This is a genomic window from Nonomuraea sp. NPDC050547 (assembly GCF_044457345.1).
Lineage (GTDB): Bacteria > Actinomycetota > Actinomycetes > Streptosporangiales > Streptosporangiaceae > Nonomuraea.
Window position 1 is genome coordinate 24,421 of the sequence record NZ_JBITGW010000013.1, and the last position, 26,388, is coordinate 50,808.

At 68.8% G+C, this 26,388-nt stretch carries 25 protein-coding genes; 8 read left to right on the forward strand and 17 right to left on the reverse strand.

Annotated elements, in window-relative coordinates; all coding sequences use genetic code 11:
- Positions 1-37: 37 nt before the first annotated feature.
- The 6 genes from ACIBHY_RS30170 to ACIBHY_RS30195 all read right to left on the reverse strand — a co-directional run bounded on the left by ACIBHY_RS30170 (position 38) and on the right by ACIBHY_RS30195 (position 5,992).
- Positions 38-1,663: a hypothetical protein gene (locus ACIBHY_RS30170; RefSeq protein ID WP_397308446.1), complete on the reverse strand. Its 1,626-nt coding sequence runs from the start codon at positions 1,661-1,663 to the stop codon at positions 38-40.
- Positions 1,656-2,432 carry an AAA family ATPase gene (locus tag ACIBHY_RS30175; protein WP_397308447.1) on the reverse strand — a complete coding sequence of 259 codons (777 nt, stop codon included), beginning with the start codon at positions 2,430-2,432 and terminating at the stop codon, positions 1,656-1,658. The genes ACIBHY_RS30170 and ACIBHY_RS30175 overlap by 8 nt, the downstream gene beginning before the upstream one ends.
- Positions 2,432-2,872, reverse strand: a complete 441-nt coding sequence (locus ACIBHY_RS30180; protein ID WP_397308618.1) for a Mu transposase C-terminal domain-containing protein — start codon at positions 2,870-2,872, stop codon at positions 2,432-2,434. Before ACIBHY_RS30180 ends, ACIBHY_RS30175 begins: the two co-directional genes overlap by 1 nt.
- The gene (locus ACIBHY_RS30185; protein WP_397308619.1) at positions 2,755-3,861 is read right to left on the reverse strand and encodes an integrase core domain-containing protein; all 1,107 of its coding nucleotides are present in this window, start codon (positions 3,859-3,861) and stop codon (positions 2,755-2,757) included. The genes ACIBHY_RS30180 and ACIBHY_RS30185 overlap by 118 nt, the downstream gene beginning before the upstream one ends.
- Positions 3,862-4,279: 418 nt before the next feature.
- Positions 4,280-5,260 carry a hypothetical protein gene (locus tag ACIBHY_RS30190; RefSeq protein WP_397308448.1) on the reverse strand — a complete coding sequence of 327 codons (981 nt, stop codon included), beginning with the start codon at positions 5,258-5,260 and terminating at the stop codon, positions 4,280-4,282.
- A gap of 201 nt (positions 5,261-5,461) precedes the next feature.
- Positions 5,462-5,992 (reverse strand): hypothetical protein, encoded by a 531-nt coding sequence (locus ACIBHY_RS30195; protein ID WP_397308449.1) that lies wholly within the window; start codon positions 5,990-5,992, stop codon positions 5,462-5,464.
- Positions 5,993-6,272: 280 nt separating this feature from the next.
- Here ACIBHY_RS30195 and ACIBHY_RS30200 point away from each other — a divergent pair, with 280 nt between their 5' ends.
- Together ACIBHY_RS30200 and ACIBHY_RS30205 are read left to right on the forward strand one after the other, a co-directional pair.
- Positions 6,273-7,220 (forward strand): tyrosine-type recombinase/integrase, encoded by a 948-nt coding sequence (locus ACIBHY_RS30200; protein WP_397308450.1) that lies wholly within the window; start codon positions 6,273-6,275, stop codon positions 7,218-7,220.
- Between the two features lie 83 nt (positions 7,221-7,303).
- Positions 7,304-8,290 carry a restriction endonuclease gene (locus ACIBHY_RS30205; protein ID WP_397308451.1) on the forward strand — a complete coding sequence of 329 codons (987 nt, stop codon included), beginning with the start codon at positions 7,304-7,306 and terminating at the stop codon, positions 8,288-8,290.
- Between the two features lie 295 nt (positions 8,291-8,585).
- Here ACIBHY_RS30205 and ACIBHY_RS30210 read toward each other — a convergent pair whose 3' ends face one another.
- The 9 genes from ACIBHY_RS30210 to ngcE form a co-directional block, all read right to left on the reverse strand.
- Positions 8,586-9,212, reverse strand: a complete 627-nt coding sequence (locus tag ACIBHY_RS30210; RefSeq protein WP_397308452.1) for a Crp/Fnr family transcriptional regulator — start codon at positions 9,210-9,212, stop codon at positions 8,586-8,588.
- Between the two features lie 66 nt (positions 9,213-9,278).
- Entirely contained in the window at positions 9,279-9,485 is a 207-nt protein-coding gene (locus ACIBHY_RS30215; RefSeq protein WP_397308453.1) for a hypothetical protein, read from the reverse strand.
- 1,086 nt (positions 9,486-10,571) lie between these two features.
- Entirely contained in the window at positions 10,572-10,895 is a 324-nt protein-coding gene (locus ACIBHY_RS30220; RefSeq protein ID WP_397244514.1) for a nuclear transport factor 2 family protein, read from the reverse strand.
- Positions 10,892-11,986, reverse strand: a complete 1,095-nt coding sequence (locus ACIBHY_RS30225) for a low temperature requirement protein A (protein WP_397244512.1) — start codon at positions 11,984-11,986, stop codon at positions 10,892-10,894. Before ACIBHY_RS30225 ends, ACIBHY_RS30220 begins: the two co-directional genes overlap by 4 nt.
- A 321-nt stretch (positions 11,987-12,307) precedes the next feature.
- Entirely contained in the window at positions 12,308-12,853 is a 546-nt protein-coding gene (locus ACIBHY_RS30230) for a superoxide dismutase family protein (protein WP_397308454.1), read from the reverse strand.
- Positions 12,854-12,911: 58 nt separating this feature from the next.
- Positions 12,912-13,160 carry a 4a-hydroxytetrahydrobiopterin dehydratase gene (locus ACIBHY_RS30235; protein WP_397308455.1) on the reverse strand — a complete coding sequence of 83 codons (249 nt, stop codon included), beginning with the start codon at positions 13,158-13,160 and terminating at the stop codon, positions 12,912-12,914.
- A 10-nt stretch (positions 13,161-13,170) separates the two neighbouring features.
- Complete coding sequence (locus ACIBHY_RS30240; protein WP_184960098.1) at positions 13,171-14,013, reverse strand: carbohydrate ABC transporter permease; 843 nt, start codon at positions 14,011-14,013, stop codon at positions 13,171-13,173.
- Positions 14,014-14,067: 54 nt separating this feature from the next.
- Complete coding sequence (locus ACIBHY_RS30245; protein ID WP_397244506.1) at positions 14,068-14,910, reverse strand: carbohydrate ABC transporter permease; 843 nt, start codon at positions 14,908-14,910, stop codon at positions 14,068-14,070.
- Positions 14,911-14,986: 76 nt separating this feature from the next.
- Positions 14,987-16,432 carry an N-acetylglucosamine/diacetylchitobiose ABC transporter substrate-binding protein gene (gene ngcE / locus ACIBHY_RS30250; RefSeq protein ID WP_397244504.1) on the reverse strand — a complete coding sequence of 482 codons (1,446 nt, stop codon included), beginning with the start codon at positions 16,430-16,432 and terminating at the stop codon, positions 14,987-14,989.
- A gap of 165 nt (positions 16,433-16,597) precedes the next feature.
- Here ngcE and ACIBHY_RS30255 point away from each other — a divergent pair, with 165 nt between their 5' ends.
- Positions 16,598-17,833 (forward strand): alkyl sulfatase dimerization domain-containing protein, encoded by a 1,236-nt coding sequence (locus ACIBHY_RS30255; RefSeq protein ID WP_397308456.1) that lies wholly within the window; start codon positions 16,598-16,600, stop codon positions 17,831-17,833.
- 2 nt (positions 17,834-17,835) lie between these two features.
- Here the strand turns inward: ACIBHY_RS30255 and ACIBHY_RS30260 are convergent, their stop codons facing one another.
- Together ACIBHY_RS30260 and ACIBHY_RS30265 are read right to left on the reverse strand one after the other, a co-directional pair.
- Complete coding sequence (locus ACIBHY_RS30260) at positions 17,836-18,801, reverse strand: pirin family protein (protein WP_397244500.1); 966 nt, start codon at positions 18,799-18,801, stop codon at positions 17,836-17,838.
- Between the two features lie 63 nt (positions 18,802-18,864).
- Positions 18,865-19,509, reverse strand: coding sequence for a GntR family transcriptional regulator (locus tag ACIBHY_RS30265; RefSeq protein WP_184960088.1), 645 nt, complete (start codon positions 19,507-19,509; stop codon positions 18,865-18,867).
- Positions 19,510-19,619: 110 nt separating this feature from the next.
- Between ACIBHY_RS30265 and ACIBHY_RS30270 the strand changes: the two genes are divergently transcribed.
- From ACIBHY_RS30270 to ACIBHY_RS30290, 5 genes are read left to right on the forward strand one after another with little or no spacing between them, the layout of a single operon-like run.
- Complete coding sequence (locus ACIBHY_RS30270) at positions 19,620-21,554, forward strand: beta-galactosidase (protein ID WP_397244498.1); 1,935 nt, start codon at positions 19,620-19,622, stop codon at positions 21,552-21,554.
- Positions 21,551-22,873, forward strand: coding sequence for an aminomethyl-transferring glycine dehydrogenase subunit GcvPA (gcvPA, locus tag ACIBHY_RS30275; RefSeq protein WP_397308457.1), 1,323 nt, complete (start codon positions 21,551-21,553; stop codon positions 22,871-22,873). The genes ACIBHY_RS30270 and gcvPA overlap by 4 nt, the downstream gene beginning before the upstream one ends.
- Complete coding sequence (gene gcvPB / locus ACIBHY_RS30280) at positions 22,870-24,450, forward strand: aminomethyl-transferring glycine dehydrogenase subunit GcvPB (protein WP_397244494.1); 1,581 nt, start codon at positions 22,870-22,872, stop codon at positions 24,448-24,450. Before gcvPA ends, gcvPB begins: the two co-directional genes overlap by 4 nt.
- Before the next feature lie 21 nt (positions 24,451-24,471).
- Positions 24,472-25,635: an ATP-NAD kinase family protein gene (locus tag ACIBHY_RS30285; protein WP_397308458.1), complete on the forward strand. Its 1,164-nt coding sequence runs from the start codon at positions 24,472-24,474 to the stop codon at positions 25,633-25,635.
- Positions 25,632-26,372 carry an SDR family NAD(P)-dependent oxidoreductase gene (locus tag ACIBHY_RS30290; protein WP_397308459.1) on the forward strand — a complete coding sequence of 247 codons (741 nt, stop codon included), beginning with the start codon at positions 25,632-25,634 and terminating at the stop codon, positions 26,370-26,372. Before ACIBHY_RS30285 ends, ACIBHY_RS30290 begins: the two co-directional genes overlap by 4 nt.
- The last annotated feature ends 16 nt before the right edge of the window (positions 26,373-26,388 follow it).

The window sequence follows — 26,388 nt, forward strand, 5'->3', positions numbered from 1 at the left end:
TCTGCTGGCCGCCCGGTCCCGGCGCTGGCGCGGAGGTTCACCCTTCGGGGCCTTGGTAGGTGCTGGGATGTTCGACGTGTGGCAGGTTGGTGGGGTCGAGCAGGTGCACGGTCAGGCAGCGTTCGGTGAGCCAGCCTTGGGTGCGGTGGATCAGGCCGCGGTCGGCGCCGAACTTGCAGTCGCCGGTGTGCAGCCAGGGCGGGGTGGGCAGTTGCAGGCTCTGGCAGGTGCGGCGGATGCCTTGGACCAGGGCGGCGGCCGGGGAGCGGTGTGGCTGGGTCGCGTGCAGGAAGTACGGGTCGTCCGCGCTGGCGCCTTGCAGGTGGCGGTGGGCCAGGTGCGCGGCCAGCAGCCAGCCGGCCGCGGCGGGCAGGTGGATGGTGGTGCCGAGGGAGAGCTCGCGGCGGGCGTCGGCCAGGAAGCGTGCTCTGACGACGGGCCAGGGGCGGCGGTGCTTGGGGTTGGTCGGCAGCATGTCGTGGTCGTCGATGTGGTCGGGGGTGGTGATGGTGGCGGCTTCGGGGTCGATGTCGGCGCAGCGCAGGGTCTCGAAGTAGGTGGGGCCGTGGTTGAGGTGGAGTGACAGGGCGGTCGCGGCGGCGAATTCGGTTCGGCACATCGTCGCCAGCCGGTGGGCGATCGCGGGGGTGAGGGTGCCGGGCAGTTTCTGGGCGGGCTGGGGGCCCAGGGTGCTGGGGTCCCAGCGCAGCAGGATGCCGTGGAGGAACAGGGAGGCTTGGACGGCGCGTAGCCGGATGAGGGCGTGGCCGGCGTCGTCGGCGGGGCCGAGGATGTGGTCGCGCAGCCAGGCGGCCAGGTGGGCGGTGAACACGTCGTCGGAGACGGCGGCGAGGCTCTGGTGGGTGAGGGTCCAGGAGTCGGCACGGGCGGCGATGGCGGAGAACTCGGCGGCGACGGGGGTGAAGGCGTGGCCGGGCAGGTGGCGACGGCAGGCGGCCAGGAAGGTGGTGAAGTCCGCCGAGGGCAGCTCGGGCCAGCCCGGTGTCCGGGACGTCGGGGTGATGTTGCGGCCCGCGAGAGGACGCGCGGACGCCCGGTTGGCGGGTCGGCCGTCGGGTGGCGGTGAGTCGTCGGCGGGCTCGAAGCTATAGCTCAGATACGACACCTCCCTCGTCTGGACGATGCGCCGGGTGAGGGCGGGCAGGCTGGTCTGGAGGTCGGCGAGGTGGCTGGCCTCGCGGGCGCACAGAAGCCATAAGGTCGCGCCGATCTGTTCGGCCAGGCGCAGGAGGTCCCCCAGCCGGTCGGGGTGGAGCAGGTGGGCGCGGTCGACGAGCAGGTCGCTGACCCGGGCGCCGATGAGCCAGGCCGCGCTGTAGTGCAGGGCGTGAGGCTGGGCGCGTTCGGTGCGGGCGGCGTGGGGGTGTTTGCCCAGTGCGGTCAGCACGTCGAGGGCGAGGGTGGCCGGGTCGGTCGCGCCGGGTGTGGGGCGGATGACGACGCGGCCGTGGTCGACGGTGAGCGCCTTGGCGATCGCGGGCGGGATGGGGGCCTGGTCGAAGACGTTGCGGATGACCAGCACGCGGGGCGGGTCGAACGGGGGACGCTCGATCTGCCCGTAGTCCGGCAGGCCGCCGTCCGGCGGAGCGGTGCCCGCGGTGCTGGGGCGGGCGGTTGCTGGTGTCGTGGTGTTGTCATCCATGGAGGCCGCCGCCGAGCAGGGTGCAGGCGTTGGCGATGACCTCGGGGTCGATGTGGTCGCGGCCGGCCTCGGTGCAGATCATCGCGGCGGTGTGGGTGAAGGCGGCCCAGTCGCGTAGGGTGCCGTGGCCGTAGGCGTCGTCGATCTCCCACAGCAGCTTGTCGTCGGCGCCTGTGTAGATGGGGTGGTAGCCGCGCATGAGGGCGGGCACCTGGTCGCGTTTGATCGCTTGGAAGGGCAGACGGCGAAAGACGCGTGAGCGCAGCATCGGTTCGCGTGAGAGCACTTCCCAGCAGCCGTCGCCGCCGACGTACAGCAGGGCGAAGCGGGTGTCGGGGTGGTCGTGCAGGTGGCGCAGCAGCTCGATGCAGTCGCCGGTCAGGCGCTGAGCTTCGTCGACCACCACAAGCCGTGGTGCCGCGGTGAGCAGGTCGGTGAGCGCGGCGGTGAGGTAGAAACGGCTGCGACTGGAGGGCACCTTGGAGCCGGTCAGCGCGCGCAGCAGTTCGTCGGCGACCAGGCGCATGGTCGGGCGGCTGGGGAAGGCCAGATTGACGGTGGTGATGCTGGTGGCGCTCCCGGCGGCCGTGCCACCGCGCAGCGCCTCCAGGGCGGCTTCGACCGCGTAGGTCTTGCCGGTTCCGGCCGGGCCGTGCACGACGCCGGTGGCATGGAAGTCGACCAGGTCGCCGATGATCCTGCCGACCAGCTGGAAGTGGTTGGTGGGCAAGGTGACGGCACCGTGCAGGCCGGCGAAGTGCCTGGGCATCAATCCTCCTGCGGAGCGTCGTCGGATCGCGGTGCCGCAGCGCGCGGGGTACGGCCGGGCCCGCTGGGCGCGGTGGGGTCGGTCAGGCCCAGCAGGCTGGTGCTGGCCCGCCTGCGCAGCTGATCGTCGCGGGTACGGGCCGAGGCCGCCGCCGCGGCGGTGGGCGGCACGATCCTCGACTCGGTCGGCGGGCTGCCTGCGCTGGTCTCGGTGATGGGAACGAGTTCGGCGCGGGCCCGGGCGGTGGCTCGTCGCCGCTCGGCGCCGAGGCGGCGGGCCTCGGCGCGGGTGTGCGCGCGAAAGGCCTCGGTCTGCTCGGGGGTCAGGCGTTCGGCCGGGTGCGCCGTGCACAGGTGGCGGCCCTCCAGGTAGACTTCGACGAAGCGGTCGTCGTGCGGCATGTAGCGGACCTCCACACGCTGGCCGCCGCGCCCTTGGATCTCGGGGGCGATGTAGGCCAGGCCGTGAAGCGGATGCCGTCCTTGCCGATGGTGCGTGTGGTCGCGGCCAGCAGCAGGTGCCGTAGCTTGTCGGCGCCTATCCGGTGCACCGGGCCGGTGTCGGCCTCCCACGCCTGCAGTGGGGTGCGCCCGTCCAGCATCCGGTGGGGCCGCTCGGTGTTGTACCAGCGCGCCCAGTCGGCGAACTTCGCGGCCAGGCGTTCGATCCGCATCGGCTTGGCATGTTGGGGATCGGCGTCGTCCTGCGCGGCGGCGCGGTCGTCGATCGGCCCGTACAGCTTGCCGGCCGCGTCTCGCGGGCCGCCGGTGAAGCCGGGCAGGCCGCGCAGCAGGGTCTCGTCGATGGTGCGGTGGATGCGCTCCACCTTGCCCTTGCGGTGGGCCATGCGGGAGGGCAGCCGGTGGCGGTCGACGCAGAGCGCGGCGAGCACGTCGTAGACGGCGCCGGCGGCGAAGTCCATGCCGCGGTCGATGCGCACCAGCGACGGGACGGCGCCGAACGGGCCACGCTCGACGTCGTAGACCAACGCCATGTGAAAGGCGGTCAGCACAGTGCCGGCGTGCGGGGTGACGGCGATCGCCCAGCCGAGCAGCGCGCGGGTGCCGTCGTCGACCACCGTGGTCAGCCACGGCTTGAGCGCCGGGCCGCGCGGTGGCAGCACCACGATGGGCAACTGTTTGTGATCGGCTTCCCAAGTGTGGTTGCGCGATGAACGGGGGCGGGTCAGGTACACCGAGGCTTGGCGGCGGCCTTCTTCCCCGGTTCGCCAGGCGGCGCGTTCTGCCGGGGTGACCTGGCGGGCGAAAGCCTCCTGCAGGGTGCGCAACGCGAGCGGTCGGGCGCCGGCCCAGCCGTAGCGCAGGAAGTCGGGCACGGTCACGCCCCCGGCCGTCTCGCCGTCGCCGACGACGTTGTGTTCGGCTCCAGCGGGCGAGGAGGCGGTAGCCGCGCTGCGAGCACGATGCACGGCGGCGATGTTGCCGCGGAAGTAGGCGTAGGCTTCCCGGTCGGCCCTCGACAGCGCGTAGGGCCGACGACCAGGAGCGTGAGGTAGTGGGTCGGTGTTCGCGTTCAGCCAGCGCCAGATGGTTCGTTCAGTGACGCCCAGACCGGAGGCAGCCAGTCGTACATGAGCTGAAGTCAGCGACGCTGATTCGCGTAGAGCGCGCAGCCTCGCCACGGTCGCGGCCCGGCGTTCACGATCGACGGCCATCGCGGTCCTCCCGGCCACGGCGTCTGACAGCCTCGATAGATCCCCTTGAGCTCAAGCGCTCATCTCACAGGGGCGAAGCGTTCATTCGGACCGTAGCAAGCGCCCCAGCACTCGTCTTGGAAACCGCCGCGCTGTCTACCGGCAGCGAGCCGACCATGGTCGGACCTCAGCTCTAATCCAGCTGAGAGTCCCTCCACGCGTCGTACGCCGCGTCTCCGTCATCATCGTCGGGCTGGTCGTCAACGACGGCTTCGAGCCCGGCCGCCGTGAACTCATCCGGGCCAGTCAGCCGAAGGCCGCACACACCGCATTCCAGCGCCTTGGCGTGCAGCAACCTGATTTCGCCGATGGCGACAGCGTCGTATCCGCCTTCACCGTCAGGTTCGACATCGACATCGAAATCGATCTCAACGTCGTACAGCACGCTCGCCTTCGGATCGGTGCAGGCTGGACAGGTTTCGTAGAGAAGATCTTCCTCGCGCTCATGGTCGGGGTCTGGTGTGAGCGCCAGCCGGATGCTCGTGCGGCGTGCGGCTCGCCATGGCTCACGAAGTTCTTCCGGGATGTCTCGAAAGATCGCTTCGAGATGGAGACGAGCTGCTGCGATTCGGCCGTTGACGTCCCGCTCGACCTCGGACAGATGCTCAGAGATCAGCGCTTCGACGACCGCCAGGTGGTTTCCCCATCGCTCCTGCGATGGCACCTCAAGTTCCTCGAAGAGGCGGTCGCTCATCCGGAGCCAGGCGACCAACGTCTCCTTGCGCTTGCTGTCGTCGAGTAGTCCTGCGTGGACGACTCCGTCTCTCACGTCGATCAACCGTTCAAGGGGAGTTTTCGACGCTGGCAGCAGCTTCAAGATCTCTTCCACGCGTGCCAGCGCCACGCGCCCACTGGCTGTCCGGATCTTGTCTGGCGTCTTGGAGGACTTGGTGCCGTTACCGGTCAGGTAGAGCAGCGAGTGGAACTGATCGTGCTTGAGCTCCAGCAGAAGGGCAGGGTGCAATGAGCACAGATATGCCTTGCACAAATGCTCCAGGCTGGTGGCTGCGTGCAAGAAGACGCCTCTTGCGTCGTTTTGCATGCTGGCTTCCAGCGCACGGCCGGCGAAGTCTCGGGCCGAGTCAAGCAGCCCATCCCGCGTGATCGTTTCCACGGGCAGAAGCTACGCGACCAGGACAGGCTACGCACGCCAATTTCACCTCCTGCGGATGGTCGGTTCACTCGTCGAGGCGCCGCCCCCGGTTGGAGGCCAGGCAGAGAACGTGGGCAAGGGCTGGCTCGTCAAGATGACGCACCTGAGATTGAGCGCTTCCAGAGCGGAGCAGCACGGATTCGGAATTCTCACAGCACTGGTTCACGCTATGGAGCGCCCGACCCAGGCCAGGTGCTGTCCTGCCACGAGGTCTCCTCGACGATGAAGACCCCTCAAGACGCCGACCCGAGTTCGGCCCTCGATGACCTGCAAACCGCTCCCGCCTGGAGTGAGCAACGCGCGGTCGATCAGGATCGGCCAGCGCTTCCACGTCCCGTGCGCCTGCCAGCACTGCTTCACACCGATATGCAGACCGGCGTTCCGTGCCTTCACCCACCGGTCGGGGTCCTCGGCATATTCCTCGATGCTGCCCTCGTCTGAGGGGCCGGTCGGCATCTCAAGGAAATCCTCCACGGCGATGACCTCGACATCCCAGGCCACCGCAGCCAAGTCCACATCCCCGTAGTCACGCAGGAAGCCGTCGTTGTCAGCGTGGTCGTACAAGAACTGCTCGACGACATCATCGGGCCACTTCAGGGACATCACCTTGCCGTCGGTACGAAAACCCTGGAATCCCACTCCCAGTCGCTCGCGACACGAGACCGCCAGCTTCGTGAACTCATCAAGTCTCACCGCACCCACCCTACGACCGGGGCAGCGGCCCATCAGGTGACGCACGACAGCACGGCTCACTCACCAAGCGCGCAATTGAACTCGCCATCTCGGCGCGTCGCCCACGAACTGAAGTGTCCGGCAGCCACTCGCTGCACAGACATCGCTCATGTACGTGATAATGACCTATTATCCCGTACATGAGCGCGGAGAGATCACTACCGAGCTGGGGATCCGCCATCGCGGCCGATGCGCGACTCCGGCACATTATCCGGTACATCGGACCTGCGGCGGGCGGCCGGTGAGCGCGGCAGGCGCGAAGGTCACCGCACTGCGTGGCCCCGCGATCGACCTCGGCGACGCCGCCGACGCCTTCCTCGGCACACACCGCCTCGCCAACGACAGCACCCGCCGCGCTTACGCCTCGGCGATCGACCGCACCATCACCGCGCTCGGCGGCCGCGACCGCGCCCTGGCCTACGTCGCCGACACCGAGATCGGCAACGCGCTCACCGCGCTGTGGGGGACGAGCGCGCCGGCGACCTGGAACCGCAACCGCGCCGCCATCTCCTCCTGGCTCACCTGGTGCCAGACCAAGAAGCATTGGGCCGCCCCATCGGTCCCGGCCGACGCCGAACGCCGCAAGGAGAGTGCCGACGAGACCCGCGCCGTGGCCAAGACCACCATCCACCGGCTGCTCTCACGCCGCGACATCCCGCTGCGCGAGAAGACGCTGTGGCGGATGCTCTATGAAACGGCGGCCCGGGCCGCGGAGCTCCTCGCGCTGAACGTGGAGGATCTCGATCTGGAGCATCGGCGCGCCCCTGTCCGGGCCAAGGGCGGCACCGTCGAGTGGGTGTATTGGGACAGCGGCACCGCCCACCTGCTGCCCCGTCTCCTCCGGCTCCCCGACGGCAGCACGCGCACCCAGGGTCCGCTGTTCCTGTCCGAACGCCGTCCCGTGCCCGCCCGGCGGCCGGCCGCCGCCGACATCTGCCCGCACACCGGCCGCGCCCGCCTCGGCTACGACCGTGCCCGCGTCCTGCTCGACAAGTACGCCGGGCTCGACCTGCACCAGCTGCGCCACTCCGCCGCCACCCACCTCGGCGAGGCTGAGGTGCCGCTGCAGCTCATCATGGGCAAGACCCGGCACAAGAATCCCCGCACCGCCATGCGCTATGTCAAACCTGGCCCCGAGGCCATCACCAAGGTCACCGAGCACCTCGCCCCGCCGCACCGCCGGCACTGATCCCGGCGGCCATTCCCGCCCCTCGTGGCCGCGCGCACTTGGGCGGGCCAGAAACCGTCGGCCTCCACCGCTACCGTGTCGACATGCCCGCGCGATCCAATGACTTCCAGGCGATCGTCTACTTCATCCGGTCACACATCGATGCCCACGCCGTGGTCACCGAGTCAGCGATGCTGCCCGACCGTACAGGGGCGGGCCTGCGTGAAGTCGACGTCCTCATCACCAGCCGTGCTGGTGATGGCAGGCAGATGCGGATCGGCGTCGAGTGCCGTGAGCACGCCCAAAAGCCGGACATCACCTGGGTCGAGCAGGTGGTCACCAAGCAGGCGGACTTGGAGCTGGATCAGATGGTCATGGTCTCCTCCAACGGGTTCACCGCGGGCGCGGTCGCCAAGGCCCGCTACTACGGCATTGAGCTGGTGACGCCGGAAAGACCGATCCCCGCGGACGGGCCTCTCGGCCGGCTGGGGCAGCCGCACCTGGAATTTCGCGACCTGATTCGAGAACGTCTGATCTCCGTCTCCGGCCAGATCAGCCGGAATGGGGACAGCCAGACCATTCCCTTGCCTGCGGGTGCTGCGGTCTTCGACGCCGAGGGCATCGTGCTGTGCAGCGTCGCCGAGTTGGTGGGGATCTTTCTGGATGGCGCGGACCTGCGTGAAGTGGTGGCTCAGGCTCCCGGCCAGTCCGTGGAGTTGCGCATACAGGTGTCCGATTTCGTGCTTCGCCGTGACGAGGGCGGCGATCCAATCGAGGTGTTCATCGGCACCCGGGACGGGCAATTACTGCACTTGACCGACTTCGACGCCGTACTCGGCGCACGGGTCGAGGCGCGGCCGGTGTTGCTGGCGGCGGCGGAGCTCCAAGGGACGGCCTACGCCGTCGGCGCGGGACGCGTTGGCGATAACCGCGCCTTGGTGATCTTCTCTGATTCCCCTGCCGGAGAGCGCATGTCGGTTCGGATGACTGACGCTGATGGCCAGGTCAGCGACTGGATTGCTGATCGTGCTATCCAGACCTTGCGCCCGCACATCTCTTCAGCCGACCCAGAGGTGAACGAAAGAGCCTGACTACATGGGCGCGAGCCTGAGACCGCACGAGGCAGCCTCTCGGGTCGAGCAGGCCGATCACTGACATTAGATCCGCGCAGCCACTGACATTCTCGCCGTGCCCAAAGGCAGCTCCTGCAGATAGGCCTCGTCGGTGCGTTGCGGCCCTCGCTGCCACGGCGGTTCGGCGAACGAGCTGTCGGGCTCGCACGGGTGGTCGCCGTGGGTCAGGCGCAGGCTGTACTGGATGTCGCCACCTGGCCTGCGACCGACCGTGACCATTGGGTGGGGCGGTAGCCCGCTGCTGTGCCAAGGATCAATCCGGTTCCGCTACCCGCTGGAGCCCAACCGGGTCGACGATCTCAAGCGTTCGATATCCCGTCCTGACGAGACCAAGCGAACGAAATCGCCTCAAGACCCTTTGTGCAGCAACTACTGAGGTCGCTGCCATGCTGGCGATCCCGGCCTGGGTGAGCGGCAGATTGCGGAGGAATTCGTAGCGCTCAGCTAGCGCTAGAAGCAGCCTCGCGATCCGTGTCTCCACGTCGACGGACGCTGCATCAAGGCGTCGGCGGTTCGCCCAGTCAAGCCGGGAACCCAAAGCTCTGGTCAGGATGAAACCCAGCTCCGGCTCCATCGACAAGACACGGCGGAAGCCGATACCAGGAATCAACACTGCCCGCAACTCAGTACCCGCTGTCACCGTAACCTGGCGTACCGCCTGTCCATCGATAGCCGCCATTTCCCCGATGAACTCTCCCGGGCCGCGGAGATCCAACAGGGCATAGCGTCCGCTGCTGTCGTGCATACCGATCGTGACGAATCCTTCAACGATAAACAGGACCTGCTCGGATCTTTCACCTTCCCGGACGAGCGTCTCTCCGGGCTGAAAGCGGCGATGCGTTCCCTGGGAGATCAGAGTGTTCCAAAGGGGCGAGCTCATGGTCGCCAAGGCCCCCGGCTGTGCCGACGACCTTGGCGACTCATCGTTCATGCTTGCCGCTGTCTTCTACCAGGTAGGTACGGCGTAGAGGGCATACACGATGATCGGCAGCACCACCATCAAAGATCCGACTGCGGCGAGGCCGCCAGCCAGCAGTTTGGTGTTGGCGCTCTTGGTACGCGTCAGGCTGCGCACGATGTAGCTGACCAGCAGAAAGAAGGCGAGAGTAACGATCACTCCCGCAACGATCGACACGACGAACTCGATGCGCATCGCGGGCGGCTCCTTCAGAATCTTGGCTGGGATGTGGGCCTTGACTCCTCGCAGCCGATCCGTGAGGCCTCCCGATAGCGAGCTGGAGAGTGGAAGTCTCTGCACGCCCTCGCGGCCGATGCGAGTTGGCGTGACAGTAACTCGAAACCAAGGGAAGAGGAAGGCTCATTTTTCGGGCACACCAAAGAGGCGGAACCGGTCCGGGCTTCCACCTCCGAACCGCCGCCTCTGGTGTCGGCGCCCACGTCCCAGCCAGAGACCTGACACCGTCTGCGCACTATCCTGCGCTAGCAGGCTCAAAAAGAATCCGTCACATGATGGGTTTTGATGACCGAGTTGTGGGCGGGTCCGGAAGCGGGCGGGCGACCCAGGGCCGTCGCGGGCCTGCAGTGCTGCCAGTTCATCGTCACTGCTTCGCTGCGGCTTACCGCTGCTGAAGCCCACCTCCGTGGACCCTTACCAGGCGCACAGATGTGGTCGACAATCGCTGAACGCCCCTTGCCCGGCTCCGAACTGATCTGGAGCGAAGAGTAGATCCGCCTGGCGGCGCATCGACCTCGGCACAGCGCTGACGGGCCACCTGTCTGAGCTTTGGACCCTGCTCTACTGACATTAGATCCGCGCAACGCACTGACATCCTCACCGCGCTCAACACAGAGAGGGCTGGTTCCGTCGAGGGAGTGGGGCGGCGCGATGTGGCCGTAGGAGTTGGGCGGTGCGATGTGGCCGAGGTAGGGGCGTGCGATGTGGCCAGGGGTAGGGGTGTGCGATGCGGCTGGGGGTGGAGCAGCGTGATGTGGCCGTGAGGGTGTAGGGCGGCGCGAGGCGGCCGAGGTAGGGGCGTGCGATGCGGCTGGGGGTGGAGCAGCGTGATGTGGCCGTGAGGGTGTAGGGCGGCGCGAGGCGGCCGAGGTAGGGGCGTGCGATGCGGCCGGGGGTGGAGCAGCGTGATGCGGCCGTGAGGGTGTAGGCGCGCGAACTGGCCTGGGTAGGGCGTGGGTTGTGGTGGAGGCCGGGTTGGACGGCGTACCGGATGAAGGGCGCCGCGCCTGAGGCGGTGCGGCGCGGTCGGGTGAGGAGGGTGGGCTACAGGGGGATGGCGGCGGCGGTTTGGCGCCAGATCCGGCCGTCTCGGATGATCAGGGTGCCGTAGGCGCTGACCTGGTTGTTGTTCACCGTCATGACGGCGTTGTAGAAGATGGTGTCGTTCACGGCCTGGAGGGCTTTGATCTCCGCCACCTGGGGCTTGAGCGCCAGGTAGGCGGTGAAGAAGGCGCGGATCTCCTCGGGGCCCGTTGCCACGTGGTCCAGGCGGACGATCATGGCGTCCTCGTGGTACTGGGCGAGGATGGCCTCCAGGTCGCCGTCGGCGATGGCCGTCAGCTGGCGGGTGAAGAGGTCTTCGATCATTGTGCGTCTCCGGTGACGGGGCGGGCCAGCAGGTACGCGACCTGACCGGCGCCGAGGAGCAGGACGAACAGGAGCACAGCGGTCACCGGGAGCCACGAGAACACGAGGATCAGCCCGGCGCTCGCGGCGCGGACGGTGGAGGAACGGCGGTCGCCGGAGCAGAGGTGTTGCAGGCCGAGCGCCGCCAGTACGAGCGCGGCGGGGATGCCCACCGACCAGCCGGACGATCCCGGATCGGCCAGGGCGTGCTCCACCCCGATGCCGAACGCGGCCAGCCCGAGCGCGAGCGGCAGGTGCGAATACACCCATACCTGCCCCGCCAGCCGCGTGCGCAGGACGACGGACTCGTCGAGGTGCCCGAAGTACAGCCACCAGAAGGCCATCGCCACCGCGATCCCGCTCAGCGCGATCAGGACGCTGCCCGGCGTCACGGCGTGGCTCTTGAGGCCGAACACGACCGCCGCCACGACCTCGCCCAGGACGATCACGACGAACAGTCCGAACCGCTCGGGGAGGTGTTCCGTCTGCGGCGGCAGTGAGCCTTGATGGCGTCGCGCGAGGAACGGCGTCGCCAGGTCGATGGCCACGGCGACGCCCCACAGGACGTACCGGATCGGCGGCTCGAACGCCAGCGACAGCAGCCAGATCGCCGCCGCGATCGCGAAGCCCTGGATGTAGCGGGTGGTGAGCGCGCGGGCCTCGGGGACGTGCTTGCGCGCTCTGATGTAGGCGACGATGAGCAGCAGACGTACGACGACGTACGACACGGCGAACAACGCCGACCGGTTGCCGATGTCGCCGACGCTGGCCGCCATGAGGGCGATCGCGAGGATCTGCGGCAGCATGAGCAGGCGGTGGCTGACATCGTCGGTGTCGAAGCGGTTGGCGTAGAAGACATAGCCCGCCCAGGCCCACCAGAGCGGGACGAACAGGCCGACGAAGGCCAGGCCGTTTCCGTGGGCCAGTACGTCGGCGAGCTCCGCGACGGCCACGACGAACACGAGGTCGTACAGGAGTTCCAGCCAGGTGGCGCGCCTGTGGTCACCCTCGAAAAGCCTTAAGCGGGGCGGCTGCCACCGGCGTTCAGACATTCTTCAAGCCCTTCGACGTAATTGTGTAAGCATCCTAGGGCCATAGCCGACAAGTCCGCCCAGACCTGGGCACGGGAGTGGGGCGCTTCAGTGGGCGTGCGCGAAAGGCCGAGCGCGAAGGGAGCGGCGGCGCGAAACGGGCGGCGGGCGCGGGTGAGCGGGGCGAGGCGAAGCGAAGCGCGCGGCGAGGGCGGGGCACGCAGCGATGCGGACGTGGTGGCGACGTGAAGCGGCGTTGCGAGGGAGAGCGGGTGGCGCGGCGCTGACAGCTGAATGAGCGCCGCCGCCTCCCGGGGAGGGGCGGCCGGGGGAGGGGTGAGGCTAGTTGAGGGTGAGGCAGGCTACTCGGGGGCCTGCGGTGCCCGCTGACGGTCCCGTGCTGGTGGTCGTCTGGGCGTGGATGACCAGGGCGCGGGGGAGATGGCCCGGCTCCAGGGCCCAGTCGTTGCGGGCTGTCGCGCGCCCCGTGCCCTCGGCGTCCGTGGTGAGGTCGAGCCACACCTCGTTCGCCGCACTGGCGCTCTTCCCGTGGTGCTGGAAGTGGGGCCCGGCGTCGTCGGGCTTGGCGCCGCACGGGTTGGTGTGCAGGTGCGCGCCGTACGCACGCTTGGGCAGCAGCCCCTCCACGACCAGCGACGACGTTGTCCTGCCGCCGATCGACTCGGCGGTCAGGCTGGCCTGGGATCCGGCGGGGGCGAGTGCGCGGTCGTAGGCGATGGCCGCGGTGTCGGCGTCGGTGAAGCGGCCGGCGCCCTTGAGCGTCACGGCGGCGGCGGGTGACGGGGCCGCCGCGGGGGTGGCGGACTGCGTGCAGCCCGCGGCCAGCAGCGGCACGAACAACGACAGAAGGATGGCGGGCCGACGCATGCTCTCTCCCCGGAGTGACGGGCTGTGGGCCCGCCAACTCTAGCGAGTGATCGGGCGCCTACGCTCCGTGTTTTGCCGCGATGTCGTCGATGACGGCCGCCAGCCGGTGGTCGAGGTCGGTCAGGCCGCCCGCGTCGTGCGTGGTCAGGACCAGGTGGAGGGTACGCCACCGGATGTCGATGTCGGGATGGTGGTTCATCTCCTCGGCCTTGACCGCGATCTCGTCGACGATGCGGATGGCCGTGGGGAAGTCCGGCGCGGTGATCGTGCGCCGGAGTTCCTCACCTTCGCGGGTCCACTCACTCATGAGGGCAACGTTACTTCAAGGCTCCCGCGCCGAGCCCGGACTGGATCTGGCGCTGGAAGATGATGTAGACGATCAGCACCGGGATGATCGCCAGGTTCATGGCGGCGAACAGAGCAGGCCAGTCGGCCTCATAGCCGGCGATGGTGGAGATGTCGGCGATGCCCTGCGTGATGACCCATTTCGAACGATCGGCCGGCACGAGCGCGAGCGGCAGCAGGTACTGGTTCCACTGGCCCAGCACGTTGAAGATGGTGATGCTGATCAGGCCGGGCTTGGCCATCGGCAGCATGACCTGGAAGAACGTGCGGGTGTGCGAGGCCCCGTCGATCTTCGCCGCTTCCGCTACCGCCTCGGGCAGCGTACGGAAGAAGGCGGCCAGGAAGAACACGGTGAAGGGCAGCGAGTAGGCGATGTAGACGATGATCAGGCCGAGATAGGAGTTGAGCAGCCCGACCTGCTTCACCACGAAGAACAGCGGGGTGATCGCCAGGAACACCGGGAACGCCATGCCGGAGACGAACAGCAGGTAGATGAGCTTGCTGCCGACGAACTTGTAGCGGGCCAGCACGTACGCGGCCATCGAGCCGAACAACATCGTGCCGAGCGTGCTGAAGAACACGACGATCACCGTGTTGATCATGTACTGCCCGACGTGGGCCTTCTCCCAGGCACGGGCCCAGTTGTCCCAGCGGGCCGCGCCGGGGAACTGGAGCGCGTCGCCGAAGATCTCGGTGTTGTCCTTGAACGCGGCCAGGAACGTCCACAGGAGCGGCAGGATGATCAGCAGCGCCCAGACGGCGAGCGCGACGTGCGACAGGCCGCTCAGGGCGCTGGGCTTCGGCTTGTTTCGCATGTCAGAGTCCTCTTGCGGAGCGATGACGGATGGATGCGTGTCGCTTCGGATCCATCACATCTCGATCTTCTCGCGCCGGGTGACGCGCAGGGTAAGCACCGCGAAGGTGACCGTCAGGAAGAACAGCGCCACGCCCATCGCGGAGGCGTACCCGACCTTGCTGTAGGAGAAGGCGGTCTTGAAGATCTCCACGGGGAGCACGGTGGTGGCGCCGTCGGGGCCGCCGGCGTCCAGGGTGAGCACCTGGACCAGGGCGAAGCAGTCGAAGGCGGCGATGCCCAGGTAGACCCAGCCGACCTGGATCGTGTCACGCAGCAGCGGCAGCGTGATGCGGAAGAAGAGGGTGAACCGGCCGGCCCCGTCGAGCGCGGCGGCCTCGAAGTAGTCCTTCGGGATGGCCGACATGCCCGCGGAGAACAGCACCACGTAGAAGCCGACCGCCTGCCAGACCATGACCGCGATGAGCGACCAGAGGGCCAGGTTCGGGTCGCTCATCCAGCCGATCGGCTCGCCGCCCAGTTTCATGACGGCGCCGTTGATCACGCCGCTCTCGTCGGGGCGGTAGATCGCCTTCCAGAGCACGCCGACGATGGCGACGGCCAGAACCTGGGGCGCGAAGAACACGACCTTGTAGAAGGTCGAGCCCCACACGCCCCGCATGCCGGCCCCGCGCGAGCCGCCGCCCAGATTGAGCAGGAAGGCGAAGACCAGCGCGAGGGCGAGCACGACGAGCGGCATCACAAGCAGGACGATCCCGTGGGTCCGCAGGGCGTTCCAGAAGACCTCGTCGTTGAAGAGTCTGGTGAAGTTCTCAAACCCGACGAAGGCGGGGTTCGCCTGGTAGCCGTTCCAGCTCGTCAGCGAGAGCTGAAAAGCCTGGATGTACGGACTGATCACGAAGACTACGTAAAGCGTCACCGGGACGGCGAGAAATCCCAGGACGAAACCGTACTTGCGAAGCCGCTCCATCGAGTTACGCGTTCCTGGTCTGCTTGGCGACGGAGGAGTCGGCCTTGATGTCGTCGGCCTTCTTCTGGACCTTGTCCAGGAACTCGTCGACGGTCATCCGGCCGCCCATGAGGATGTTCTGCTGCGCCCAGGCGTAGTCGAACAGCTCCTTGTACCAGCCCTCGAAGCGCGCGGAGGTGATGAGGCTCTGACCGGCGGCGGTCTGCACCTTGTTGGCCGAGGCCAGGCCCGGGGGCAGGTCGACGCCCTCGGCGGAGCCGTTCACGATGGTGAGGCTCTTGGTCTGCTGGACGAAGCCCTTCGCGCCCTCCTTGGAGAGCATGATGCGCAGGTACTCCAGCGCGCCCTGCGGGTTCTTGCCCTTCGCGGTGGCGAAGAAGACCTCGCCGGTGCCGACCTGGATGGCGCCGTAGGGCATCGTGTCGTTGGCGGTGACGGTGGGGAACGGCGCGAGGGCGTACTCGAAGGTGTCGGGCTTGTCCTTGGCCATCTCACCTTCCAGCCAGGAGCCGGTCGGGTAGAACAGGAACTTGTCCTGCAGGTGCTTGATCTGGGTCTGGGTGTGGTCCAGGCCGAGGTAGGACTTGTCGCTGTACTTCGTGAAGATCTCGTGCCAGGCGGTCACGGACGCCTTGAACGCCTCCGACTTCCAGGCGTTGTCCACCAGGTTGTCGATGTCGATGATGGCCTGGTTGCCGCCGATCTTCGCGGCCTGGTAGAGCATGTTCCACAGCATGTAGTACGGGCCCTTCTGGCCCGGGTAGGCGAACAGGTGGATGCCCTTGGCCTTGGCCTTGTCGCCCAGCGCCTTGAACTCGTCGAGGGTCTGCGGGAGCGTCCAGCCCTCCTTCTCGAAGAGCTTGCTGTTGTACCAGAGCCCGCGGTGGGACACGACGTAGTTGAGCGTCATGTCCTTGCCGTTGAGCTTGCCCTCCTCGAGCGCGGCCGGGGTGACGGTGTCACGGACCTTCTTGCCCGGGTCGTCGAGCGCCGGGGCGTCCCAGAGCGGGCCCAGGTCGGCGACGTGGCCCTCGGCGGCGAGCGCGGCCACGTCCATGGCCTCGGGGCCGGAGTTGTTGACGACGTCGGGCGCGTCGCCGGCCAGGAAGCGCGGGCGCAGCATGGTGCCGACGTTCTGGGTGCCGGTGTGCTTGATGGAGACGCCGGCGAAGGACTTGGTGTACATCGCCTCGTGGACGAGCTTGGCGTAGTCGTCCTTGAAGCCGCCGGTGAAGATGACGACCTCGAGGCCCTTCTTGGCGTCGACGCCGAAGGGGTTCTTCGGGTCGGAGCCGGCGCTGGAGGCGGGTGCGGGGGCGGAGGCGGACGGAGCCGCCGTCCCGCCGGTGGCGCAGGCTGAGAGCAGGCCCACCCCGGGGCCGGCGACGAACGCGGTCAGGCCGATCCGGCGCAGCAGCTGGCGCCGTGTGATCTCTCCCGGGTGGGACATACGGATCTCTCCTGAAGGGGATCAATTAGGAAAGTTTCCTAAACGTTTTGCCGAACGTACGAATGTCCGGTGACTCCCGTCAAGAGGGCGCAATCGACCCGTGACCTTGTGAGGCGCTTCCGTGACCCCTTGCCTAGAATCGTGTTCTAGAACAAGGTGATGCCCATGATTGAGGAGTACGCGGACCGAATCTGGAACGGCGAGTCGGACGACAGCATCGTGGACACGGGCATGGACGGCAAGGGCGTCCAGCCGATCGCGGACGGGCTCGGGTGGTGGCCGGGCTTCGGAAACGTGATCACCTTCGAGACCGAGGGCGAACTGGTCCTCTTCGACACCAGCAGCCCCTTCTCGGCTGCCCAGCTCCACACCGACGTACGCGCCTGGTCGAAGGCCCCGCTGACCACGGCTTTCTACTCTCACGGCCACATCGACCACGTCTTCGGCACCGCGCCCTTCGAGGAGTCCGGACCCCGCGCGACGATCTACGCCCACAAAGCAGTTGTAGCCCGTTTCCACCGCTACGTGCTGACGAACGGCTACAACGCGATCATCAACCAGCGCCAGTTCCAGGCCCCGAACCTGCGCTGGCCCATGGACTACCGTCACCCCGACGTCACCTTCGACGACTCTCTGACGGTACGGCGCGGCAGCCTCACCTTCGACCTTTTCCACGCAAAGGGTGAGACCGACGACGCGAGCGTCTGCTACGTCCCGGAACACAAGCTCCTGCTGCCCGGCGACCTGTTCATCTGGGTCACCCCGAACTGCGGCAATCCGCAGAAGGTCCAGCGCTACCCGCGCGAGTGGGTCCACGCCCTGCGCCGCATGGCGGCCCTGGACGCCGAGATCATGCTCCCGAGCCACGGCGCGCCCGTCTTCGGCCGCGACCGCGTCCGCACGGCGCTCCTGGAGACGGCGGAATGGCTGGAGTCCCTGGTCACCCAGGCGCTCGGCCTCCTCAACACCGGCGCCCGCCTGGACGAGATCATGCACACGGTACGCCCGCCGGCGCACCTGTCCGACCGGCCGTACCTGCGTGCCCGCTACGACGAGCCCGAGTTCGTGGTCAGGAACCTCTGGCGGCTGTACGGCGGCTGGTACGACGGCAACCCCGCCACCCTGAAGCCCGCCCCGGACGCCACCGTGGCCGCGGCGGTCGCCGGGCTGGCCGGCGGCGCCTCGGTGCTGGCCGACGCCGCGCTGAAGGCCCTGGGCGAGGGTGACGAGCGCCTGGCCGGCCACTTGGCCGAGATGGCCGCACTGGCCGCCCCCGGCGACCCGGGCGTGCACCGGGTCCGCGCCGAGGTCTTCGCCGCCAGGGCGGCGGGCGAACAGTCGCTGATGGCCAGAAGCGTCTTCGCGTGGGCGGCCGCGGAATCGGAGAAGCGGGCCGGATGAGGTCAGGCGTGTTCGGCCGGGATGACGCCCAGCTTGCCCGCCTGGTAGTCCTCGAAGGCCTGAACCAGCTCGGCCCGCGTGTTCATGACGAACGGCCCGTAGTGCGCCACCGGCTCCCCGATGGGCTCGCCGCCCAGGACGATCACCTCAAGCGCCGAACGCGGCGCCGCGGTGAGCGTGATCGCCTCACCCGAGGTGGCCATTCCGGGCCGGTTGCCGAACCCGTCGAACACCGCCAGTTGCCCGCTGCCGAACGCCGTCTTCTCCGTCCCGGCGCTGCCGTTCCCTGACAGCGCGTACGCGAGGGCGTTGAAGTCCTTGCGCCACGGCAGCGTCAGGCGCGCGCCGGGGCTGAGCGAGGCGTGCAGCAGCGTGATGGGCGTCTGGGTGGAGCCGGGCCCGGCGTGCCCGCCCAGGTCGCCGGCGATCAGGCGCACCAGCGCGCCGCCGTCGTCGCTGCTGAGCAGGACGACGCTGGACCTGCCGATGTCCTGGTAGCGGGGGGCGATCATCTTCTTGGACCCGGGGAGGTTGACCCAGAGCTGGATGCCGTGGAAGAGGCCGCCCTTCTGGACGAGCCACTCCGGCGGCGCCTCCTTGTGCAGGATGCCGGCGCCGGCCGTCATCCACTGGGTGTCGCCGTTGGTGATCGTGCCGCCGCCGCCGTTGGAGTCGAGGTGGTCCATGACTCCGTCGATCATGTACGTGACGGTCTCGAAGCCGCGGTGCGGGTGCCACGGGGTGCCCTTGGGCTCGCCGGCGGCGTAGTCGACCTCGCCCATCTGGTCCATCATGACGAACGGGTCGAGGTACTGCGGCTTGATGGCGGCCAGGGCCTTGTGGACGGGGAAGCCCTCGCCCTCGAAGCCGGTGGGCGCGGTCTCGACCGCCAGCACCTTGCGCTGCGGACCGGTGTGGGCCGGGATGCGCGGGAGGGTGAGCGGGTTCTCGACGGTTACGGCGGGCATGTCGGGCTCCTTCCTGCGGTGTCTGCAGGGCCTAACCCAGTTTATCTTTCAACTATTCCGGGTCTAAGCGGAGGGGATGCGGGACATCATGCGCTCCATCCCGTTCACCCAGTTGTCGCGCAGCGCCTCGGTCGCCTTGTCGAGGTGCCCGGCCATGAGCAGTTCGGCCACCTCGCAGTGCTCGGCCGCCTCGCGCTCCAGGGGGGCGTCGTCGCCGGCGATCAGGTGGGCGTAGCGCCGCATGCCGGCCTTGACGCTGGTGATCAGGTCCAGCAGCCGTTCGTTCTGGCAGCCGCTCAGCAGCAGGTCGTGCCACTCGTCGTCGTGCCGTTCTATGATCTGCTGCTCGGCGACCGGGTCGGGGAAGTCGCGCGCCAGCCGTAGCAGCTCGGGAGCGATCTTGCGCAGGTAGCCGGGGTCGGAGGTCTCCAGCGCCAGTGACTCCAGGGCGGCGACGATCTCGCACAGCTCCCTGAACTCCCTCTTGCTCACCGGTGCGAACCGGAAGCCCCTGCCTTGGGAGCTCTCCAGCACGCCCTCGCCCGCGAGTGTGATGAGCGCCTCACGCAGGGGAGTACGGCTGACGCCGAGCTCGCCCGCCAGCGCCGCCTCGTTGATGTCCGTGCCCGCGGAAAAGTCGCCGCGATCGAGCCTTCTCAAGAGCTCGTCCCTGATCTGCTCGCGCAGTGGTCGCCGCTCGATCGGCATGGCACTCCTTCGGTGTGATCTTCCCTGATCAGCGTAGCGCTTGACGTGATGCAAAATACTGCACTATGAATTCTGTGTACAAAATAGTACACAGCACAAGAGGAGTAAGCGTGGGGCTGACCCGGGTGCCGGGGTTGCTGTTCGGAGGGGACTACAACCCCGAGCAGTGGCCCGAGGAGGTCTGGGCCGAGGACATGCGTCTGATGGCCGAGGCCGGCGTGAACATGGCCACCGTCGCCGTGTTCTCGTGGTCGCGGCTGGAGCCGAGGCGGGGCGAGTACGACTTCGGCTGGCTCGACCGCGTCCTCGACCTCCTGCACGAGCACGGGATCGCCGCCGACCTGGCCACCGCGACCGCCACCCCGCCGCCGTGGCTGGTGCGCGAGCACCCCTCGGTGATGCCGGTGAGCGCCGACGGCGTGCGTCTGGAGTTCGGCTCCCGGCAGGGCTACTGCCCCAGCTCCCCGGTCTTCAAGGACCACGTCGTACGGCTGGCCGAGGCGATGGCCGAGCGCTACAAGGACCACCCGGCCCTGGCCATGTGGCACATCGGCAACGAGTACGCCGACCACACACTCGAATGCTTCTGCGAGGAGTCGGCCCGGCACTTCCGCCGCTGGCTCGCCGAGCGCTACAAGGACGCCGACGGCCTCAACGCCGCCTGGGGCACGTCCTGCTGGGGCCAGCACTACACCGACCTGGCCCAGGTCGAGCCGCCGCGCACCGCCCCCGGCCCGGTCAACCCCGCACAGCTCCTCGACTGGCGCCGCTTCTGCAGCGACGCCCTGCTGGAGCTCTTCGAGGCCGAGAAGGCCGTGCTGCGCCGGGTGACCCCCGAGGTCAAGGTCACCACGAACTTCATGAGCATCCTGCACGGCCTGGACTACTGGAAGTGGGCCGCCGCCGAGGACCTCGTCAGCGACGACGCCTACCCCGACCCCGCCGACCCGCGCTCGCACGTGGCCGTGGCCCTCAGCTACGACCTCATGCGCTCGCTGAAGCGGCAGCCGTGGCTGCTGCTGGAGTCGGCCCCGAGCGCCGTGTCGTGGCGCGAGGTCAACGCGCCCAAGCCGCCCGGCATGATGCGCCTGCACAGCCTGCAGGCGCTGGCCCACGGCTCTGACGGCGTCATGTTCTTCCAGTGGCGCCAGGCCAAGTACGGCCCGGAGAAGTTCCACTCCGCGATGCTCCCGCACGGCGGCACCGACACCCGGGGCTGGCAGGACACTCTGCGCCTGGGCGCGGACCTGCGCAGGCTCGGCGAGGTCGCCGGCTCCCACAGCGACGCCGAGGTAGCCCTGGTCCTCGACTGGGACAGCTGGTGGGGCCTGGAGGCGCCCGAGTCGATGCCGTCCAACCGGCTCAAGCTCAAGGACCTCCTGCTGGCCTGGTACGCGCCGCTGCACGCGCGCGGCATCGCCGTGGACCTCACGCCGCCCGGCCGGGACCTGTCCGGCTACAAGCTGGTGATCGCGCCCAACCTCTACCTCGCCGGTGACGAGCTCGCGGCGTACCGGGGAGAGCTGGTCGTGGGGCCGTTCAGCGGCGTGGTCGACGCCAACGACCAGGTGCACGACGGCGGCGCGCCGGGACCGCTGCGCGAGCTGCTCGGCGTGGCCGTGGACGAGTGGTGGCCGCTGCCCGACGGCGTCCGCCAGCCCGTGGAGGGCGGCAGCGCGCACACGTGGGCGGAGTGGCTGCGGCCGATCGACGCCGAGGTGCTCGCCCGCTACCAGGGCGGCGACCTCGACGGGCGGCCCGCGATCACCCGCAAGGGCCGGGCCACCTACCTGAGCTGCCTGCTCGACGACGTGACCCCGATCCTCGACGACGTGCTCGCCCGCGCGGGCGTCCGCGGCGTCGAGGTTCCCGAGGGGGTGGAGGCCGTGCGGAGGGGCGCGTACCTCTTCCTGCTCAACCACACCGCCGAGACCCGGCGGGTCACGCTCCCGCACCGCGGCGAGGACCTGCTCACCCAGACCAACCTCCACGGCGAGATCGAGCTCGCCCCCCGAGACGCCATCGTGTTGAAGGAGATCCGTTGACACACCCCTATATCCCGAACACCGAGCCGGGTGTCAGGGCCGAGATGCTGGCCGCCGTCGGCGCGCGGAGCGTCGAGGAGTTCTATGCCGACATCCCGGCCGAGCTCCGCCTGAACCGTCCCCTCGACCTGCCCGCGCCGCTGGTGGCCGAGCAGGACCTGGTGCGCCACATGGAGGGCCTGTTCGCCAAGAACGTGGCCGGGCTGAGCTTCCTCGGGCACGGCAGCTACGCGCACTACGTCCCGGCCGTCTGCGACGAGGTCAACTCCCGCAGCGAGTTCCTCACCGCCTACGCCGGCGAGCCGTACGAGGACCACGGGCGTTTCCAGGCCCTGTTCGAGTACGTGAGCATGATGGGCGAGCTGCTCGAGATGGACGTGGTCAACGTCCCCACCTACGACGGCTACCAGGCGTCCGGCACCGCCATCCGCATGGCCTGCCGCTACACCGGCCGGCCCAAGGTCCTGCTCAGCGGCGCCATCGCCGCCGACAAGCTGAGCAAGCTGCGTGACTTCCTCGGCCACGACATCGAGATGGTCTTCGCGCCGGTCGCCGCCAACGGCGAGATCGGCGAGGTCGCGATCGACGACACCTTCGGCGCGATCTACCTGGAGACCCCCAACGTCTACGGCGTGGTCGAGACCCGGGGCAAGGAACTGGCCGACCTGGCGCACGCCAACGGCGCGCTGCTGGTCGTCAGCGCCGACCCGATCTCCCTCGGCGTCCTCGCGCCCCCGGCCGCCTACGGCGCCGACATCGCCTGCGGCGACATCCAGCCGCTCGGCATGCACCCGGGCTTCGGCGGCGGCCACGCCGGCTACATCGCCACCCAGGACCACGAGCCGCTGGTCGCGGAGTTCCCCTCGCGCCTGTTCGGCATCGCGCCGACGCAGGTCCCCGGCGAGTACGGCTTCGGCGACGTCTACTACGACCGCACCTCCTTCGCCCACCGCGAAGAGGGCAAGGAATGGGTGGGTACGGCCGCCGCCCTGTGGGGCATCACGGCCGGTGTCTACCTGGCGCTCATGGGCCCGGAGGGCATGAAGGAGCTCGGGGAGACGATCCTGTCGCGTACCCGCTACGCCATGGACGCCCTGGGCCGGCACGTCACCGTGCGCCACAAGGACGCCGTGCACTTCCGCGAGTTCGCGATTGAGGTGCCCTCGTCCGGCGCGCTCCTGGACGGGCTGCGGGACAAGGGGATCTTCGGCGGCGTCGCCCTCGACGACCGCACGGTGCTCGTGTGCGTGACCGAGTGCCACTCCACCGACGACATCGACCGGCTCGCAGCGGCCGTCAAGGAGGTTCTGGGCGCATGAGCGGTCACGGAGAGTCGTTCGCCGAGCTGCCGGTGGCGCCGAAGCCGCCGCTGCGCCGCTTCCACCAGGCCCGGTGGGACGAGCCGATCATCTTCGAGCTCTCGCACCCTGGACGGCGCGGCATCGCCGTGCCCAAGGCCGAGGGGCCCGCGGTGGAGCTGCCCGCGTCGGTGCGTCGGGAGCACGCGCCGAAGCTGCCCGAGATGTCGCAGCTGCACGTGCTGCGGCACTACCTGCGGCTGTCGCAGGAGAACCTGGGCTTCGACCTCAACATCGACGTCGGCCAGGGCACCTGCACGATGAAGTACAGCCCCAAGGTCAACGACCTGTTCGCCAAGGCGACCGGGCCGCTCCACCCGCACCAGCACGAGGACACCGTGCAGGGCGTGCTGGAGATCTACTGGCGCATGGAGCGGATGCTGGCGGAGATCTCGGGGATGTCCCGGGTCTCGCTGCAGCCGGGCTCGGGGTCGGCGGCGATCTACGCCAACATCGCGATGATCCGCGCCTACCACGCCGCCAACGGCGGTGAGGGCCGCGACCAGGTCATCACCACGATGTTCTCGCACCCGTCCAACGCGGCCTGCGCCAAGACCGCCGGGTACGAGGTCATCACGCTGATGCCGGACGCCGAGGGCCTGCCGGACATCGAGGCGCTGAAGGCGGCCATCGGCCCGCGCACCGCCGCGCTGATGATCACCAACCCCGAGGACACGGGCGTCTTCAACCCGCGGATCAAGGAGTTCGTGGACCTGGTCCACTCGGTGGGCGGCCTGGCCTGCTACGACCAGGCCAACGCCAACGGCATCCTGGGCATCACCCGGGCGCGTGACGTCGGTTTCGACCTGTGCCACTTCAACCTGCACAAGACGTTCTCCACCCCGCACGCCTGCGGCGGACCGGCGGCGGGCGCCTGTGGCGTCTCGTCCGCGCTGGAGCCGTTCCTGCCCGAGCCGACCGTCGACCGGGTTGAATCCGACACTACTGAATTCGACGGCACTGAGCGTTTTGTGCTGAAATATCCGGAAAAGTCCGTTGGCAAGATCCGCCCGTTCCTCGGCGTCACCCCGAACGTCGTCCGGGCCTACGCATGGATCATGTCGCTGGGCGCGGAAGGGCTCCGTCAGGTCGCCGAGACCGCGGTGCTCAACAACAACTACCTCATGCACAAGATCCTCCAGATTCCCGGCGCCTCCGTCCCATGGAACAGTCGCCACGTCGAGCAGGCCCGCTACTCCTGGCAGCAGTTGTCGGAGGAGACCGGCGTGCACTCGGAGGAGATCGGCGTGCGCGCCGCCGACTTCGGCGTCCACTACTGGACCTCGCACCACCCCTACCTGGTGCCCGAGCCCTTCACACTGGAGCCGACCGAGTCCTACGCCAAGGAGGACCTCGACGAGTACGCCGCGATCCTGGCCCACGTCGCCGATGAGGCGCGCCGGGATCCGGAGTTCGTCAAGGGCGCGCCGTACAACCAGACGATCCACAAGATCGACATGACGTCGCTGGACGACCCCAAGCAGTGGGCGCCCACCTGGCGCGCCTACGTCCGCAAGCACCTGCAGGGCCGGGACTGAGCCATGTTCACCGTGGGGTTGGTGGTCAATCCGGTGGCCGGGCTCGGCGGCTCGGCCGGGCTCAAGGGCAGCGACGGGCCGGACGTCCAGCGCGAGGCCCTGGCCAGGGGCGCGCGGCCGCGGGCGGGGGAGCGGGCGGCGCAGGCCGTCCGCACGCTGCTCGCCCGCCGTCCCGGCGTCCGGATCGCCACGGTCCCCGGCCCGATGGGCGTCGAAGGCGCCCACGAGCTGGTACGGCCACCGGCCCCCCACAACCCGGAGCCCGGCCGGATCGCCGGCGGGGTGGGGCTGACGACGGCGGCGGACACCAGGGCGGCGGTGGCCGCGCTGGCCGATGTCGACCTGCTGCTGTTCGCCGGCGGCGACGGCACCGCGCGCGACGTCCTGGACGCCGTCCGGGAGCTGGGTGAAGCGGCCCCTCCGGTCCTCGGGATCCCGGCGGGTGTCAAGGTCTACTCGGGCTGCTTCGCCCTCAGCCCGGCCACGGCCGGGTTCGTGGCCGCCGACTTCGACGGCACGACGGCCGAGGCCGAGGTGGTGGATCTCGACGAGGAGCTCTACCGCCGCGGCGCGGTCAGTCCACGCCTGTACGGCTCGCTCAGGGTCCCCGCGGCCCGTGCGGCGCTGTCGGGCAGGAAGGCGGGCTCGTCCGCGACGGCCGAGGGGACCGTCGAGGGCATCGCCCGCGAGGTCGTGGCCACGATGCGCCCCGGCATCCGCTACGTCCTGGGCCCCGGCGCGACCACGCTGGCCGTGGGCAGGGAGCTGGGGCTGGCCACGACCCTGCTGGGCGTGGACGTGGTCGAGCGTGGCGGCTCGGGATTCGGCGGCGTCGGTGGTGTCGTGGTCGGTGCGGACGTCTCGGAGCCCGAGTTGTTCGAGCTGGTGAGCGGCGAGCGGTCGGCGCTGGTCCTGTCGGTGATCGGCGGGCAGGGCTTCGTGCTCGGCCGCGGCAACCAGCAGGTCTCGCCCCGGGTGCTCGACGCGGTCAGGGACGGCGGAGGGGAGCTGTTCGTGCTGGCCACCCAGCAGAAGCTGGCCGCGCTCAACGGCCGGCCGCTGCTGGCCGACACCGGCGACGACGAGACAGACAGCAAGCTCAGCGGGCACGTCCGGGTGATCACCGGTTACCGCGAAAGCACGATCTACCGGATCTGTCCGGCAAGTGAGGAGTTCCAGATATGAGCACGCTCGACGGCAAGGTAGCGATCGTCACCGGCGGTGCCTCGGGCATCGGCCGCGCGACCGCGATCCTGTTCGCCAAGGAGGGCGCGAAGGTCGTCGTCGCCGACGTCGACGCCGCGGGCGCGCGGGCCGTGGCCGAGGAGATCGGCGGCACCGCCGTACCGGCCGACGTGTCGCGGCCGGAGGACTGCGAGCTGATCGTCCGCACGGCGGTCGAGACCTACGGCGGCCTGCACGTGCTGTTCAACAACGCCGGCATCATCCGCCGCACCACCGCACTCGACCTCGACGTCGAGGAGTGGGACCGGGTCATGGCGGTCAACGTGCGCTCGGTGTTCCTCATGAGCAAGTACGCCATCCCGGCCATGACCGAAGGCGGCTCGATCGTCAACACCGGTTCGGGCTGGGGCCTCAAGGGCGGCGGCAACGCGATCTCCTACTGCGCCTCCAAGGCGGCCGTGGTCAACATGACCAGGGCGCTGGCGATCGACCACGCCAAGGCCGGGATCCGCGTCAACTCCGTCAATCCCGGCGACACCAACACCCCGATGCTGCGCGACGAGGCCAAGCAGCTCAACGAGGACTGGGCGGCGTTCGAGAAGGACGCCGCCGACCGGCCGATGGGTCGCTCGGGCACCCCCGAGGAGATCGCTCAGGCCGTGCTCTTCCTGGCGAGTGACGCCGCCAGCTACATCACCGGATCAGCGCTCGTCGTCGACGGCGGCGGGCTCGCGTAACACCCCTCAGGAGTAA